This is a genomic window from Streptomyces venezuelae (assembly GCF_008642355.1).
Taxonomy (GTDB): domain Bacteria; phylum Actinomycetota; class Actinomycetes; order Streptomycetales; family Streptomycetaceae; genus Streptomyces; species Streptomyces venezuelae_B.
Genome location: NZ_CP029193.1, coordinates 2,482,623 through 2,497,099, shown reverse-complemented (window position 1 = coordinate 2,497,099; position 14,477 = coordinate 2,482,623). Strand labels below are relative to the sequence as shown.

General features: G+C 73.0%; 15 protein-coding genes. 5 read left to right on the top strand and 10 right to left on the bottom strand.

Features of this window, described 5'->3' with window-relative positions; genetic code table 11:
- Together DEJ47_RS11530 and DEJ47_RS11525 are read right to left on the bottom strand one after the other, a co-directional pair.
- Entirely contained in the window at positions 1–930 is a 930-nt protein-coding gene (locus tag DEJ47_RS11530; protein ID WP_150167495.1) for a carbohydrate ABC transporter permease, read from the bottom strand.
- A complete protein-coding gene (locus tag DEJ47_RS11525) occupies positions 927–2,192 on the bottom strand; it encodes an ABC transporter substrate-binding protein (protein ID WP_190415366.1) in 1,266 nt (421 codons plus the stop codon). The genes DEJ47_RS11530 and DEJ47_RS11525 overlap by 4 nt, the downstream gene beginning before the upstream one ends.
- 205 nt (positions 2,193–2,397) lie before the next feature.
- Here DEJ47_RS11525 and DEJ47_RS11520 point away from each other — a divergent pair, with 205 nt between their 5' ends.
- Together DEJ47_RS11520 and DEJ47_RS11515 are read left to right on the top strand one after the other, a co-directional pair.
- Positions 2,398–2,973: a hypothetical protein gene (locus DEJ47_RS11520; protein ID WP_202456834.1), complete on the top strand. Its 576-nt coding sequence runs from the start codon at positions 2,398–2,400 to the stop codon at positions 2,971–2,973.
- 108 nt (positions 2,974–3,081) lie between these two features.
- A complete protein-coding gene (locus DEJ47_RS11515) occupies positions 3,082–3,519 on the top strand; it encodes a group III truncated hemoglobin (RefSeq protein ID WP_223828311.1) in 438 nt (145 codons plus the stop codon).
- 15 nt (positions 3,520–3,534) lie between these two features.
- Here the strand turns inward: DEJ47_RS11515 and DEJ47_RS11510 are convergent, their stop codons facing one another.
- The 6 genes from DEJ47_RS11510 to DEJ47_RS11485 all read right to left on the bottom strand — a co-directional run bounded on the left by DEJ47_RS11510 (position 3,535) and on the right by DEJ47_RS11485 (position 10,155).
- Entirely contained in the window at positions 3,535–4,464 is a 930-nt protein-coding gene (locus tag DEJ47_RS11510) for an oxidoreductase (RefSeq protein ID WP_150167491.1), read from the bottom strand.
- Between the two features lie 89 nt (positions 4,465–4,553).
- Complete coding sequence (locus DEJ47_RS11505) at positions 4,554–5,333, bottom strand: SDR family NAD(P)-dependent oxidoreductase (RefSeq protein ID WP_150167490.1); 780 nt, start codon at positions 5,331–5,333, stop codon at positions 4,554–4,556.
- Between the two features lie 95 nt (positions 5,334–5,428).
- Positions 5,429–6,013 carry a TetR/AcrR family transcriptional regulator gene (locus tag DEJ47_RS11500; protein ID WP_150167488.1) on the bottom strand — a complete coding sequence of 195 codons (585 nt, stop codon included), beginning with the start codon at positions 6,011–6,013 and terminating at the stop codon, positions 5,429–5,431.
- Between the two features lie 32 nt (positions 6,014–6,045).
- Positions 6,046–6,387, bottom strand: coding sequence for a nitrite reductase small subunit NirD (nirD, locus tag DEJ47_RS11495; protein WP_150167486.1), 342 nt, complete (start codon positions 6,385–6,387; stop codon positions 6,046–6,048).
- Positions 6,384–8,945, bottom strand: coding sequence for a nitrite reductase large subunit NirB (gene nirB, locus DEJ47_RS11490; RefSeq protein ID WP_150167484.1), 2,562 nt, complete (start codon positions 8,943–8,945; stop codon positions 6,384–6,386). Before nirB ends, nirD begins: the two co-directional genes overlap by 4 nt.
- Position 8,946: 1 nt before the next feature.
- Complete coding sequence (locus tag DEJ47_RS11485) at positions 8,947–10,155, bottom strand: NAD(P)/FAD-dependent oxidoreductase (protein ID WP_223828692.1); 1,209 nt, start codon at positions 10,153–10,155, stop codon at positions 8,947–8,949.
- 554 nt (positions 10,156–10,709) lie between these two features.
- Between DEJ47_RS11485 and DEJ47_RS11480 the strand changes: the two genes are divergently transcribed.
- The 3 genes from DEJ47_RS11480 to DEJ47_RS11470 all read left to right on the top strand — a co-directional run bounded on the left by DEJ47_RS11480 (position 10,710) and on the right by DEJ47_RS11470 (position 13,032).
- Positions 10,710–11,951: a ferric reductase-like transmembrane domain-containing protein gene (locus DEJ47_RS11480; protein WP_398334541.1), complete on the top strand. Its 1,242-nt coding sequence runs from the start codon at positions 10,710–10,712 to the stop codon at positions 11,949–11,951.
- A 73-nt stretch (positions 11,952–12,024) separates the two neighbouring features.
- Positions 12,025–12,216: a hypothetical protein gene (locus DEJ47_RS11475; RefSeq protein ID WP_150167480.1), complete on the top strand. Its 192-nt coding sequence runs from the start codon at positions 12,025–12,027 to the stop codon at positions 12,214–12,216.
- A gap of 33 nt (positions 12,217–12,249) precedes the next feature.
- Positions 12,250–13,032, top strand: a complete 783-nt coding sequence (locus DEJ47_RS11470; RefSeq protein ID WP_150167478.1) for a sulfite exporter TauE/SafE family protein — start codon at positions 12,250–12,252, stop codon at positions 13,030–13,032.
- 16 nt (positions 13,033–13,048) lie between these two features.
- Here DEJ47_RS11470 and DEJ47_RS11465 read toward each other — a convergent pair whose 3' ends face one another.
- Both DEJ47_RS11465 and DEJ47_RS11460 read right to left on the bottom strand, forming a co-directional pair.
- On the bottom strand, positions 13,049–13,711 hold the full coding sequence (locus DEJ47_RS11465; RefSeq protein ID WP_150167476.1) for a class F sortase: 663 nt from the start codon (positions 13,709–13,711) through the stop codon (positions 13,049–13,051).
- A 114-nt stretch (positions 13,712–13,825) separates the two neighbouring features.
- Positions 13,826–14,395, bottom strand: a complete 570-nt coding sequence (locus DEJ47_RS11460) for a hypothetical protein (RefSeq protein WP_150167474.1) — start codon at positions 14,393–14,395, stop codon at positions 13,826–13,828.
- Positions 14,396–14,477: the final 82 nt, after the last annotated feature.

The window sequence follows — 14,477 nt, the reverse complement described above, 5'->3', positions numbered from 1 at the left end:
TCAGTCCTCCTTCCGGCCCAGGCCGAACCAGCGCGCCTGCCCGATCGTCACCACCGCGATGATCAGCGCGAGGAGCACGGCGCCCGCGCTGCCCAGTCCGAGGTTCTGCTCGCGGCCGAGCGCCGTGTAGTAGAGGTAGACGAGCGGCGGGCGGGCGTGGGGCGGGTAGCCACTGGACGTCGAGAGCAGGTTGTAGAACTCGTCGAAGGCCTGGAACGCGTTGATGACGAGCAGCAGCGTGACGGCGACGGAGGTCGCGCGCAGCTGGGGGAGCGTGATGTGGCGCAGGACCTGCCAGCCGGGCCGGGCGCCGTCCACCGCCGCCGCCTCGTAGAGGGTGGGGGAGATGCGCTGCAGGCCCGCCAGGAACAGGATCATGTAGAAGCCGGCCTGGAGCCAGAGCCGTACGGTGACGATGACCAGCCAGTACCAGGGTGGGTCCGTCGTCGACAGCCACGCCGTCTGGTCGACGCCGAACCAGCCGAGGACGGTGTTGGCGAGCCCGAACCGCACCCCGTTGAAGATCGACAGCTTCCAGATCATCGCCGCCACGACGTAGCTGCACGCCGCCGGGAGGAAGAAGACCGAGCGGAAGAACGCCTGGGCGCGGCGCAGGCGGTTCACCATGAGTGCGAGCGCGAGCGACAGGACGAAGGTCGTGGGGACGATGAACGCGGAGAACACCGCGAAGGTGACGAGGCTGTCGGTGAACGCGTCGTTCCGCAGCATCGACGTGTAGTTGTCGAAGCCGACGAAGTCGTCGGGCGAGACGGTGTTGTGGGCGTCGAAGAAGCTGAGGTACACGCTCCAGGCGAGCGGTACGTACGTGAAGAGGACCAGGCCCAGCGCGAACGGGCCGACGAAGACCCAGAACCAGAGGGTGCGGTTCTGGGTGCCGAGGAGTCGGCTCTTGAGGGGGGTGTGGGTCACGACTTCTTCTTGACCCGGTCCAGCTCCGCCCGCACCTTGCGCACGACGGACTTGACCTCGCTCTCCGGATTCGCGCCGGACTTGATGATCCGGCTCAGCGCGTCCTGGTACGCGGTGCGGCTCGCCGGGGTCCACAGCAGCGGCTCGGAGTAGCCGTACTCCGTGGAGTAGCGCACCGCGTCCGCCGCCGCGCCCTCCTTCAGCTTGTCGGCCTTCTTCGCGAGGGAGAGCCTGGCCGGGATGTGGAAGCCGTACGAGAGCGCGAAGTCCTCCTGGTACTCGGTCCGGTCGACCCACAGCCACTTGAGGAAGTCCTTCGCCGCCTCCTTGTGGTCGCTGCGGGCGCTCACCGCCGCGCCGTACGACCCCACGGGCAGCGACGGTTTACCGCCGGAGCCGTCGGCGGGCAGCGCAAGCACGCCGAAGTCGTCGCCCAGCTCCTTCTTCACGGCGGGCAGCGCCCACAGGCCGCACCACTGCATGGCGGTCAGCTCCTGGACGAACGCCGACGGGTCCGACCAGTCGGCGGGTGCCCCGAGCAGCAGCGACTTGTCGGCGTACAGCTGGCGCAGCTTGCCGAGGGTGCGGGCGGCTGCCGGGTCGTCGAAGCCGACCCGGCCGTCCTCGGTGACGGAGGACAGGCCCGCCGCGTACAGGGGCGTGACGCCGAGCGCGCCCGCTCCGCCGTCGTTGCCGAGGAAGAGGCCCTTCACGTCCTTCGTGGTCAGCGCCTTCGCCGCGTCGACCAGCTCGTCCAGGCTCTGCGGCGGCTCGACGCCCGCGTCGTCGAGCAGACTCTTCCGGTAGTAGAGCAGGTGCATGTCGACGACCTGCGGGATCGCCCAGATCTTCCCGTCGTACGTCTTCGGGGCGAGGACCACCGGGTTGAAGTCGTCCTTCACGCCGTCGAACAGATCGGTGAGGTCGACGACCTGACCCTCGCGGATCTGGTCCAGGGACGGGCCGTTGACCTCGAAGACGTCGGGGCCCGATTCGGTGAGGAGCGCGGCGGCGGTCTGCTCGTCGTAGTTGCCGGGTCGCCACTGGACGCTGACGTCCGCCTTCTTGTACGCGGCCGCGTACCGCTTCACGGCCTGCTCGGTGCCCGGCTCCCCGTACTGGTGGTACCACTGCGCGAGCCGCGGGCCCTTGCCGCCCGAGCCGCCGCCGTCGCGCCCTGTGTTGGACCCGCACGCGGTGAGCAGCCCGAGGGCGGCACCCGTCGCACCCGTCCCGAGAAGTGTCCTGCGGCTGATGGCCATGCTGGTCGTCCCCCTGCGTGACGTAGGTGTGTGCCGGGCCCAACGATCAACCATGCAGAGGGATTACGACAGGGGTGTTGCGGCCGAGTGTCGGCCCACCCGGACTCCGTGGATCCGTCAGTGCCGCGTAAAGGAGGCCCCATCGTGTGTATGCACCACGTCAAGGACGGCGCCGGGACCGCGCGGACGTTCTACGGTGCCGCACATGGGACACAACAGGACGAGACAGGGCGTCGTACGGGTCGGGCCGGGGGAGCCGTACGGGCCCGACACTCCGTACGCGACCGTCTCGGACCGCAACTGGGCGCACGACGTGCGCGCCGGCGTCTTCTGCGCCCTCGCGCTCCTCGGGCTCGTCCTCCTCATCGACTGGGCCAACGGCACGCTCGGCCTCGTCCGCGCCGCCTGCCTCTGGGTGCCGCTCTCCGCACTCCTGTACGCGGTGCTGCACCCGGTGCGGGTGACGGCGGGCCCCGGCTGGCTGGCCGTACGCGGCCTCGGCCGCCGCAAGCACGTCTGCACCTGCCTCCTCACCGCCGTGCGGTACGACGAGGGTGTCGCCGCGCGCCTCGTCCTCGGCGACTCGCTGGGCAACCGCGTCGAACTCGACCCGCAGATCCTCGTCGACAACCCGCTGCTCCTGCACCGCCTCGACACGGGGGCCCGCTCCGCGCTTGAGGCCGGGCTGCTCAGGACCGGCCATGTCGAGCTGCGCAGGCTCACCGAACGCGCCGACGACACGGCGGCGCGCGGCGTCTTCGAGGCGTCCGACCTGCATTGAGCGGGACCTTCGGCCCTGGGAGCGGCCGGGCGGGCGGCGGACCGTGGAAACATGGACAAACCGTCTTCCGCGGACACGACACCCGCTGCCCGTGTCACAGTCGAAGGTGTGGACATCACGACCCGCGCCGACCTCGACGTGCTCCTGCGCCGCTTCTACACGGAGGCGTTCGCCGACCCGCTGATCGGCCCCTTCTTCACGGAGATCGCCGGTACCGACCTCGACGTGCACATGCCGCGCATCACCGACTTCTGGGAGCGCGCTCTCTTCCGTTCCGCCGAGTACCGCCGCAACGCGTTCGCTCCGCACGCCGCGCTGCACTCCGCCCGCCCCCTCACCGCCGAGCACTTCGGCCGCTGGGTGCAGCTGTGGCGCGCCACGGTCGACGGACTGCACCGGGGGCCGAACGCGGACCGCGCGAAGGCGCAGGGCGAGCGGATCGCGGTCGCCATGCTGCGCCGCCTCCACGGCAAGGACGCGTCGACCGAGGGCGAAGGACCCGGCTTCATCCCGCTGGCCGCGCTGGAGCTGCGCGGAGCGGCCTGATGCCCCCGGGGAAGCTCAGGTGCTCTTGAGGCCCTCGTACCGCACCCCCGTCAGCCCCTCGGACGCCGCCCACAGCCGCTCACCGGCCACGTCGTTCCGCGTCCACTTCGCCCGCCAGGACCGCGTGGGCGCCCCGCGCCACCCGAGGGGTCCCGGGCCGATGAACGCGTCGGGCCGGACGCCATGCGCCGTCGCCGCGTACAGGGTCGGAAGGGCACCGGCCGCCGCGGACTGCGCGACGAGACGGTTGCCGAGTTCCATGAAGCGTTCGACGCCCCTGCGGCCCTCTATCCTGGGTCCCGCGCTCTGCAGGTTGGTCGAGGCGTAGCCCGGGTGGGCGGCGGCCGCGACGGTGTCGGCGCCGGTCGCGGCCAGGCGGCGGGCCAGCTCGTGGGTGAAGAGGAGATTGGCCGTCTTGGAGCGGGCGTAGGCGACCCAACGGCGGTAGTGCCGCTCGCTGCTGAGGTCGCCGATGTCGATGTCCGCGAGCGCGTGCAGGCCGGACGAGACGGTGACGACCCGCGCGCCGGGGGCCTCCATGAGGCGGGGGAGGAGCAGCCCGGTCAGGGCGTAGTGCCCGAGGTGGTTGACGCCGAACTGCGTCTCGAAGCCGTCGGCGGTGCGGCGGTAGGGGAGCGCCATGACGCCCGCGTTGTTGATCAGCAGGTCGAGGCGGGCGCCGTCGAACTCGTCCGCGAACCGCCGTACGGACGCGAGGTCCCCGAGGTCGAGGGCGCGGAACTCGGCGTGCGCGCCGGGGACTTCGCTGAGCAGCCGCCCGACCGCCGCGCCCCCGCGCTCCTCGCTGCGGCAGGCGAGGACGGTGCGGGCGCCGCGGCGGGCGAGTTCACGCGCCGTGACGTAGCCGATGCCGCTGTTGGCGCCGGTGACCACGGCGGTGCGGCCGCTCTGGTCCGGGATGTCGTGCGCGGTCCACGCCGCCATGGCAGGGCTCCCTTGTCGTCGGCTTCTCGGCCACCGTTGCTTACTCAACGGTAAGTCGAGTGGGGGAGCCCACGGCAGGGGGCCGCCCGTCAGGCCGATGCGCCGCCGTCGATCACCAGGTCGGTGCCGACCACCGAACCGGATTCGTCGGACGCCAGGTACAGCACCGCGGCGGCGACCTCCTCCGTCGACGACACCCGGCCCAGCGGCGTCGTCTCCTTCATGCGGGCCGCCCGCCCGGCCTCGGTCTCACCGGGGCGGAACGACATCGACGTGTCGGAGGAGCCGGGGCTGACGGTGTTGATGCGGACGCCGTCCCGGATGTGCTCGGCGGCGGCCGCGCGGCTCAGTGCGGAGACGGCGGCCTTGGTCGCGCCGTAGGCGGCCAGACCCGGCGCGCTGGTGTGCGCGCCGAGGTTCGAGCCGATGTTGACGATGGCGCCGCCCGAGGGCTGTGTGCGCATCTGCCGCACCTCGGCCTGGAGGGCGAGCAGTACGCCGGTGACGTTGATGTCCAGCATCGTGCGCCAGTCCTCCTCGGGCAGGTCGGCGACCGGCTGTCCGGCCCGCAGGACGCCCGCGTTGTTCACGGCGACGTCGAGGGAGCCGAAGCGGTCGACGGCGGCGGCGACGAGCGCGGCGAGGTCGGCGGAGCGGGAGACGTCGGCGGTGACGGCGAGCGCCTTGCCGCCCGCGGCCTCGACGAGGTCCGCGGTCTCCTTCAGGGTGCCCTCGGTGCGTCCGGCGACGACGACGTTCGCGCCCTCTGTGGCGAAGGCGAGCGCGATGGCACGGCCGAGGCCGGAGCCGCCGCCGGTGACGAGGGCGGTGCGGCCGGCGAAGCGGGCGCGGGGGGCGTGAGCAGTCATGGTGGGCTCTTTTCTTGAACGATCGGTTCAGTATGAGGGCACATGAAAGATGGCAGCGCAAGGGGTGAGGAAAAGGGGGTGAGGAAAGTGGTCCGTCAGTCGAGCAGGGCCAGTGCCTGCTCCACCGCGTCCCGCACCCGCGCCGGGTCCCTGGACGCCTTGCCGACCACCCGCAGGCCCTGCATCACGACGAGCAGCATGCGGGCGAGCGTCAGCGGATCGCGGTCCTCCGGCAGCTCGCCCTGTGCCCGCGCCCGGACGAGCGCGGAGTGCAGCAGCGTCTCCAGGTGCTCCCAGCTGCGCTCGACGCGACGGGCCGCGGACTCGTCGTGCGGGCCGAGCTCAGCGGCCGTGTTCGTGATGAAACAGCCGTTCAACCGCTCCTCGCCGGTGGACGCCTCGGTTCCGAAGCGGCGCAGCAGCGCGCGGACGGCGGGCAGGGCCGGGCCCGGCCGGGAGAGCTCGTCGAGCAGACGCGGGTTCTGGTGCGTCGCGTACCGCTCCAGCGCCTTCAGGTACAGCTCGTGCTTGTTCCCGAAGGTCGCGTAGATGCTGGCGCGCCCGATGCCGAGCGCCTCGACGAGGTCCGCCATCGACGTCGCCTCGTAGCCGCGCCGCCAGAACAGCTCCAGGGCCGACTGCAGCGCGGCGTCCGGATCGAATTCCTTGGTCCTGGCCACGAGGCAACAGTAGGTGTTTCTGGAACGAGCGGTCAAGCAACTCGTACCGGGTGCACCGCGACCGACACCTCCTCGTCGTCCAGGCACCGCCCGGTCTCCAGGTCGAACCGCTGCTTCAGGAGCGGCGAGGCGACGAACGGCCGCCCCCGCTCCGTCCCGAGCAGGCCCCGGGAGAGGACCGCCGCGCCCGTGAACGGGTCTCGGTTGTCGATCGCGTACGCGCGGCCCTCGCGGTCGAGGAAGAGGGCGGCCTGCCGGCCGTCGGGCAGCAGCGCCGCGAGTCCCCGGCCCGGCACGAGCTGCGTACGGTCGCAGATCTCCAACCAGTCCTCGTCGAGGCGGAGGTGAATCCTGACGGGGGTCGAGCCGCTCATCGTGTGGCTCCTTCCAGGGGGCGGGGTCCGATGGACAGAAGGGGCAGGTCGGGCTTGATCTGGTCGCGCTCGGGGACGAAGCCGACCGTGGGGTCGGGCACGCCCGGCGCGTTCACGAAGGAGACGAAGCGCGCGAGCCGCTCCGGGTCGTCCAGCGTCTCGGCCCACTCGTCGCGGTAGTGGGTGACGTGCGCGGCCATCAGTGACTCCAGCTCGTCGCAGATGCCGAGCGAGTCGTGGACGACGACGTCCCGGACGTGGTCGAGGCCGCCGTCGATCCGGTCGAGCCAGGCGGCGGTCCGCTCCAGGCGGTCGGCGGTGCGGATGTAGAACATCAGGAACCGGTCGATGAGCCGCACCAGTTCGGCGTCGCTCAGGTCCTGCGCGAGGAGGTCCGCGTGGCGCGGGGTCGCGCCGCCGTTCCCGCCGACGTACAGGTTCCAGCCGCTCGCCGTGGCGATGACGCCGAAGTCCTTGGACTGGGCCTCCGCGCACTCGCGGGCGCACCCGGACACCGCCGACTTCAGCTTGTGCGGGGCGCGCAGCCCCCGGTAGCGCAGCTCCAGGTCGATGGCCATGCGCACGGAGTCCTGCACGCCGTAGCGGCACCAGGTCTGCCCGACGCAGGACTTCACGGTGCGCAGCGCCTTGCCGTACGCGTGCCCCGACTCGAAGCCCGCGTCCACGAGCCGCGTCCAGATCATCGGCAGCTGCTCGACCCGCGCCCCGAACAGGTCGATGCGCTGGCCGCCCGTGATCTTCGTGTAGAGCCCGAAGTCCCGCGCGACCTCACCGATGACGATCAGCTTCTCCGGTGTGATCTCGCCGCCGGGGATGCGCGGCACCACCGAATAGGAGCCGTTCTTCTGGAGGTTGGCGAGGAAGTGGTCGTTGGTGTCCTGCAGCGCGGCCTGCTCGCCGTCCAGGACGTAGCCCGTCGCGCCGATCGACGGCGCGAGCGACGCGATGATCGAACCGACCGCCGGCTTGCACTCGTCGCAGCCCTCGCCGCCGCGCGCCGCCTCGCGGCCGTGCCCGTCGAGCAGCTCACGGAAGGACGTGACGCGCAGGGCGCGCACGATCTCGTACAGCTCCTGGCGGGTCTGCGCGAAGCACCCGCACAGCCCGTCGTCGCCGCTCTTCGGCAGCAGCTGCCCGATCACCTTGAGACAGCTGCCGCAGCCCGTACCGGCCTTGGTGCACTTCTTCACCTCGGGCAGGCTGGAGCAGGCGCAGATGGCGTCCTTGGTGACGTTGTGGCAATTGCAGATCACCGCGGAGCCGGGCAGCGCCTCCGGGCCGAGCGCGACCGGGGCGCCCGCTCCGGCGGGCAGCACCAGCTGTTCGGCGGGCACCGGCGGTACGGTGCCGGTGAGCGGCCGCAGCACCCCGTACTGCTCCGCGTCACCGACGAGGATGCCGCCGAGCAGCTCGCCGTCGGGCGACATCACCAGCTTCTTGTACGTGCCCGAGCGCGAGTCCGTGTAGACGACGTCGAGGCAGCCCTCCGCCGCGCCGTGCGCGTCGCCGAACGACGCGACGTCGACGCCGAGGAGCTTCAGCTTGGTGGACAGGTCGGCGCCGGTGAAACTCGCCTCTTGGGCGGCGATGTCGGCGGCAGCGGTCTGCGCCATCTCGTAGCCGGGTGCGACCAGGCCGTAGACGCGGCCGTCCGCCGCCAGCGCGCACTCCCCGATCGCGTACACGTCCGGGTCGCTGGTGCGGCACTGCTCGTCGACCGTGATGCCACCGCGCTCACCCACCGCGAGACCGTGGTCGCGGGCCAGCTGGTCGCGCGGCCGCACGCCTGCCGAGAACACCACGAGATCCGTGGCGAGTTCGCTCCCGTCGGACAACCTCATGCCCCTCACGGAGCCGTCCTCGCCGGTCACGATCTCCTGCGTGCCGGTGCCGGTGTGGACGCTCAGACCCATGCCGGTGATCGTCCGCAGAAGCGCGGCGCCGCCGCCCTCGTCGACCTGTACCGGCATCAGCCGGGGCGCGAACTCCACGATGTGCGTGGCGAGTCCGAGGCCCTTGAGGGCGCCCGCCGCCTCCAGGCCGAGCAGCCCGCCGCCGACGACCGCGCCGGTCGTCGCGTGCCGCTTCGCGTACTCCTCGATGGCCAGCAGGTCCTCGATGGTGCGGTAGACGAAACAGCCCGTCGCGTCCTTGCCGGGCACCGGCGGCACGAACGGGTAGGAGCCGGTGGCGAGGACGAGCTTGTCGTACGCGAACACGGCGCCCGAGCGCGCGGTGACCGTCCGCGCCTCGCGGTCGAAGCTCTCCGCCGCGTCGCCGACGTACAGCTCGATGCCGTGCTCGTCGAGGAACCCGCGGTCGGTGAGCGAGAGTTCGTCGGGTGTGCGGCCCGAGAAGTACGAGGTGAGCTGCACCCGGTCGTAGGCCGGGCGCGGCTCCTCGCACAGGACCACGATGCGGTGGCTCGACGTGAGGCCCTGCGCGGCGGCGGCTTCGAGGAAGCGCTGGCCGACCATGCCGTGGCCGACGAGTACGAGGGTGGGGCGGGGGAGCGGGTTCTGTGCGGGCGTTGGCATGTCAGCGGCCTCCGTCGGAAGTGAGCAGGTGGAGCAGGGGGCTGTCGTCGTCGGGCAGCGGGTCGTCGGCCTCCCAGGCGCGGGCGAGCGCGCCGACCGCGGCGAGCTCGCCGAGCAGCACACCGCCGACGAGCCGGCCGCCGCGGACGACGACCTTGCGGTACGTGCCGCGCGTGGCGTCGGCCAGCTGCACGACGTCGTCGTCGGGGCGCGGCTCCGGGTCACCGAACGCCGCGATGTCCAGCGGGCCGGGGCCCGGCAGGGTGAGGCGGGTGAGGGTGCGGGTGCCGGTATAGGGGCGCGGGGCGGCCTCGCCCCCAGGTGTGTGCCCCAGCGCCGCGGCGAGCGTGTCGGCCTGCTCGACGGCGGGCGTCGCCAGCCCGTACACCCGGCCCGCGTGCTCCGCGCAGTCCCCGACGGCCCGGATGTGCGGGTCCGACGTCCGCAGCAGGTCGTCGACGACGACACCCCGGCGCACGTCGAGCCCGGCTGCCTGAGCGAGTCCGGTGCGGGGCCGCACACCGCAGGCGAGGACGGTCACGTCGGTGTCCAGCAGATACCCGTCGGCGAGTTCGACGCGGCGCACGGCCCCGTCCGTGACGCCGACGCCGCGCACCCGGCACTCGGTGTGCACCTCGACGCCGAGGTCCGTGAGGTGCCGCCGCACCAGCTCCGACGAGGCCGGGTCGAGCTGCCGCTCCATGAGCCGCTCGGCCTGCTGGGTCAGGACGACCTGCGCACCCCGCACCGCCAGGGCGCGGGCCGCCGAGACGCCGAGGAGGCCGCCGCCGATGACGACGACACGGACGCCCGGCGCGACCGCCGCCGACAGGGCGAGGCAGTCGTCCATGGTCCGGAACGCGTGCACGCCGCCCGGGAGTTCCCGGGCGCCCGGCGCGAACAGGCCGCGCAACGGGGGGAGCACCGGGTTGGAGCCGGTGGCGAGGACGAGGGTGCCGTAGGGGACGACGCCGCCGTCCGCGCACTGCACCTGCCGCTCCGCACGGTCGATGCGGACCGCGCGGGTGCGGAGCACGGTGCCCGCCGGGCTCGGCAGGGCGATCACGTCGGGCCCGTACCGGCCCGCGAGGACCTCGGCGAGCAGGACACGGTTGTACGGGGCGTGGTTCTCCTCGCCGATCAGTACGGTGCCCGCGCCGAGGCGCTGGGCCACGCGGGCGCCCGCGAGGCCCGTGCCGATCACCACCACACCGTCCGCCGGTGCGGCGCCCGGGGCGGTGCCGGCGGCTGTCGGCTGCGCTGAGGAGGTCATGCCGTGCAGCCTGCGGTGCCGGTGTTACCCGGCAGGATCGCCCCTGTTTCCCCGGCGGAACGCTGCCCTCAGCGGGGGCCCGGGACGGTTGTGAGGGCCCGTGGCTTAACCACCGTTGAGCCGATCCTCAAGGCTGCCTTAAAGAACCGTCGGAAGCCGCTGACCAGCGGCTTCCACGCCCTCACCGCGCCTAGTGTGCCGCCGTGACCACCGACGCAGCCGACCCCCGACTCGCCGCGTATCCGGCCCTCGCCGCGTACCTGCGCCAGCTGGACGCCCCGCCGGACCGGGGCATTCCGCCGATGCCCCGGCCGGTACCCCAGGAGCCGCCGCGTACCTCGTCGCGTACGTCCTCCAGGCGCACGTCGCCGCGTACGTCCTCCCGGCGCACGTCGTCGCGAACCGCACGGACGACACCCGCCTCGCCCGTCCGCATCCCGCCCCGCACCCTCCACACCGGCATCGTCAACGGCGCCCTCGGCGTCACCGCGATGGGGGCCGTCCAAGCGGAGCCGTCCGCACGGCTCGACGTCCTCTTCGCCACCGGGGCGCACCTGACGGGACTGCTCGCCGGATACGGCGTCCTCGTCATGCTCTTCCTGATGGCCCGCGTCCCCGCCGTCGAACACGGCGTCGGCGCCGACCGCCTCGCGCGGACCCACGCACTCGGCGGCCGGTACGTGCTGAGTCTCTGCGCCGCCCACGCCGTCCTCGCCCTCTGCGGATACGCCGCCCACGCCGACACCGACCTCCTGCGCGCCGCCGTCGACCTGCTCGGCTACCCGGGGCTCGCCGCCGCCACCGCGGGCACCGTCCTCCTCGCGGCCGTCGGCGCCACCTCCGCCCGCGCCGTGCGCCGCCGCGTCCGGCACGAGACCTGGCGCGCCGTGCACCTGCTGACCTACGTGGGCGCCGCCCTCGCCTTCGCCCACCAGCTCGCGGGGCCCGACATCGCGGGCGGCGTCCTCTCCCTCGGCCTCTGGTCGCTGCTGCACGCCACCGTCGCCGTCCTCCTCGTCTGGTACCGCGTCGTCGTACCCGTACGGCAGGCACTGCGGCACAGCCTGCGCGTCCTCGGCGTACACGACGAAGGACCCGGCGTCGTCTCCGTCGTCGTGCAGGGCATCGGCGTCGACGCGCTGCGCGCCGAACCCGGCCAGTTCTTCCGCTGGCGGTTCCTGCGGCGCGGGCTCTGGTACACCGCGCTGCCCTTCTCGCTCTCCGCGCCCGTCCGCGACGACACCCTGCGCATCACCGTCAAGGCGGCCGGCGACCACACCCGCCGCATCCGGCGCCTCAGACCCGGCACGCGTGTCCTCGCCACCGGCCCCTTCGGCGCACTCACCGCGCACCGGCGCACCCGGCGCAAGGTGCTGCTCCTCGCGGGCGGCGTCGGCATCACCCCGATACGGGCGCTCTTCGAGACGCTGCCCGGGGGCCCCGGCGACCTCACCCTGCTCTACCGCGCGGCCGGCGCCGGACAACTCGTCCTCAAGGAGGAGCTGGAGGCCATCGCGCGGAGGCGGCAGGCAGGCCTGCACTATCTGCTCGGCCGCTCCGACGAGCCGTTCGACCGGCTGGCCCCGCAGGCCCTGCGCAACCTCGTCCCCGACCTCGCCGACCACGACGTGTACCTGTGCGGGCCGCCCGGCATGGCCGCGGCGGCGACCGCGGCGCTCGTACGGGCGGGCGTTCCGGAGGAGCGCATCCACGCCGAGTGCTTCACGTTCTGAGAGCGCCCTTCACCCCAGTCACCCCGAGCACCCCAATCACCCCAGTCACCCCGAGCATTCGAGAAGGCAGGTCATGGGACGTCACCGCAGACCCTCCGCCCCCGCGCAGGGGCCCACCCTCCAGGCCCGCAGGAAGCTCGCCGCGGGGCTTGCCGGGGCGAGCGCGCTCCTCGCCGCGGCCCTCGCCGTCGCGGTCGACCCGGCGGCGCCCCCGGCCCCCGACCGCCCCTCGGCGGGCGTCCCGGCACCTCAGGCCGCCCCCTGAGCCGTCCCCTGATCGCGGGATAAGGTCGCGATCATGCCTGACATATCCCTGACCACGGTCGTCGTCCTCTGTCTCGCCGCCCTCGCGGCCGGCTGGATCGACGCCGTGGTCGGCGGCGGGGGACTGCTGCTGCTCCCCGCCCTGCTGCTCGGCCTGCCGGGCGGCACCCCGGCCGCGCACGCCCTCGGCACGAACAAGGCCGTCGCGATCGTCGGGACGACAGGTGCCGCGGTGACGTACGTCAGGAAGACACCCGTCGACGTGCCGACGGCCGTGCGCATCGGCCTCGCCGCGCTCGCCGGTTCGATGGGCGGCGCGTTCTTCGCGGCAGGGATGAGCACGGACGTGCTGAAGCCGGTGATCATGGTGGTGCTGCTCGCCGTCGCCGCCTTCGTGATCTTCAGGCCTTCGTTCGGCACGGCTCCCGCCACCGGCCCCGCGTCCCCGAAGCGGATTCTCGCCGCGATCGGCCTCGCGGGCCTCGGCATCGGCTTCTACGACGGGCTCATCGGGCCCGGCACCGGCACGTTCCTCGTCCTGGCCCTGACCGCCGTGCTCCACCTGGACCTGGTCTCGGCCTCCGCGACCGCGAAGATCGTGAACTGCTGCACCAACGCGGGCGCCCTCGCGATGTTCGCCTGGCAGGGCGCGGTCCTGTGGCAGCTGGCCGGGCTCATGGCGCTCTTCAACCTGGCGGGCGGCATGTTCGGCGCCCACACGGCCCTGAAGAAGGGCAGCGGCTTCGTCCGCGTCGTGCTCCTGACGACCGTCTTCGGGCTCGTGGTGAAGATGGCGTACGAACAGTGGCTGGCCTAGAGGGCTGTCCTGTGCGTCAGCGGACCGCGGTGAGGTGGGCGAAGACCACCACGTTGCCCTGGTAGCCGGTCTGCTTCGAGTACTTGCCGCCGCACGTGATGACCCGCAGTTCCGGGCGTGACGCGGCGCCGTACACCTTCTCGTCGGGGAAGTCCGCGGCGTCGTACACCTCGTTCGCGTGGACCGTGAAGACGGCGACGCTGCCGTCCCTGCGCTCCACCTCGATCGTGCGACCCTTCCGCAGCGCGCCCAGTTCGTAGAAGACGGCGGGTCCCTCCTTGTTGTCGACGTGGCCCGCCACGATGGCGGTGCCGCGCTCACCGGGCGTGGTGCCGGCCTCGTACCAGCCCGCGAGGTTCTTCCGCTCCGGCGGCGGCACGTCGAGGCTGCCCTGCCGGGTCAGGCCGAGCCCCATCAGGGGTGTGTCGACGCCGATCGCGGGGATCCGCACGCGGTCGGGCGGGGACGGGGGGAGGGGGGCCGTACCGTGCTCGCCCGTCGAGGGCGCCGTGGCTCGCCCGGTCCGCCCGGTATCCGGGGTCCGCGCGGCTTGCGCGGCGGACGGCTGGGGCGGCGGGTGCGACGCGGAGCCGCTGCTCAGCAGCCACGCCCCGGAGCACAGCGCCACCGCGCTGACCGTGCCTATGACGGCGTTGCCGGCCTTTCGCGTGCGGCGCATACGGCTACCTCCTCGGGGCGGGCGGGCCGGTCCCCTCGTCCCCCTCCCGCCCACGGGGGATATGGGCGGGAGGGGGCGGGGGCGGCGGTACCGGTGGACAGCGGAGGGTGTCCGTCAGATCCTGTCGCCTCTCGCCCGGCGATGCAGGAGCCAGGTACCGCCCGCGGCGGCGACGGCCAGGGCCGCCACTCCCGCCGCGGTCTGCACGGGGTCGGGACCGAGTGCGCCGCCGACCCCCGTCTTCACGTGCCCCTTGGGGAGCTGCCCCTGATGCCGTTCACCCGCGGCGGCGGTGGAGGTGATCGTCACCATGAGATCGCCCGCGACCCGCTTGCCCTTCGCACCCGAACCGCCGGACCCGGAGCACTTCGCGACGATCTCGTACGTGCCCGGTTGCGCGGACGGCGGCACCTCGAACCGTCCCGCGGCGGCCTCGCCGCCCTCCGGACGCCTGCCCGGCGCCATCGTGAACGTGCCCGCGCCGACCGCGCTCGCGTCGCCGGCCGCCGTGCCGCCCGGACCGCAGGCGGTGGTGTGCACGGTGACGGAGGAGCCGGGGGTGACGGTGGCGGGGCGGATCTCCAGGCTCCCGGCGGGCGGGCCGGGAGCGGCGGCCGCGGGGACGGCCAGAGCGCCCGCCGCCACGGCGAGAGCGGTACCGGTCAGCAGACGGGCGTAGCGCATGTGGTCGTTCCTCCGAGGGCCTTCGCACGGGCACGGCCCGCGGCACCCCCAAGTGCCGCTGCGTCGGTCGAACCCCGCTCTA

What these genes read in the sequence shown, in the direction of transcription:
- DEJ47_RS11525 (WP_190415366.1), bottom strand. Translation starts at nt 2,192, where the DNA reads ATGGCCATCAGCCGCAGGACACTTCTCGGGACGGGTGCGACGGGTGCC.
- DEJ47_RS11520 (WP_202456834.1), top strand. Translation starts at nt 2,398, where the DNA reads ATGGGACACAACAGGACGAGACAGGGCGTCGTACGGGTCGGGCCGGGG.
- DEJ47_RS11510 (WP_150167491.1), bottom strand. Translation starts at nt 4,464, where the DNA reads ATGGCGGCGTGGACCGCGCACGACATCCCGGACCAGAGCGGCCGCACC.
- DEJ47_RS11505 (WP_150167490.1), bottom strand. Translation starts at nt 5,333, where the DNA reads ATGACTGCTCACGCCCCCCGCGCCCGCTTCGCCGGCCGCACCGCCCTC.
- nirD (WP_150167486.1), bottom strand. Translation starts at nt 6,387, where the DNA reads ATGAGCGGCTCGACCCCCGTCAGGATTCACCTCCGCCTCGACGAGGAC.
- nirB (WP_150167484.1), bottom strand. Translation starts at nt 8,945, where the DNA reads ATGCCAACGCCCGCACAGAACCCGCTCCCCCGCCCCACCCTCGTACTC.
- DEJ47_RS11480 (WP_398334541.1), top strand. Translation starts at nt 10,710, where the DNA reads ATGGGGGCCGTCCAAGCGGAGCCGTCCGCACGGCTCGACGTCCTCTTC.
- DEJ47_RS11475 (WP_150167480.1), top strand. Translation starts at nt 12,025, where the DNA reads ATGGGACGTCACCGCAGACCCTCCGCCCCCGCGCAGGGGCCCACCCTC.
- DEJ47_RS11470 (WP_150167478.1), top strand. Translation starts at nt 12,250, where the DNA reads ATGCCTGACATATCCCTGACCACGGTCGTCGTCCTCTGTCTCGCCGCC.
- DEJ47_RS11465 (WP_150167476.1), bottom strand. Translation starts at nt 13,711, where the DNA reads ATGCGCCGCACGCGAAAGGCCGGCAACGCCGTCATAGGCACGGTCAGC.
- DEJ47_RS11460 (WP_150167474.1), bottom strand. Translation starts at nt 14,395, where the DNA reads ATGCGCTACGCCCGTCTGCTGACCGGTACCGCTCTCGCCGTGGCGGCG.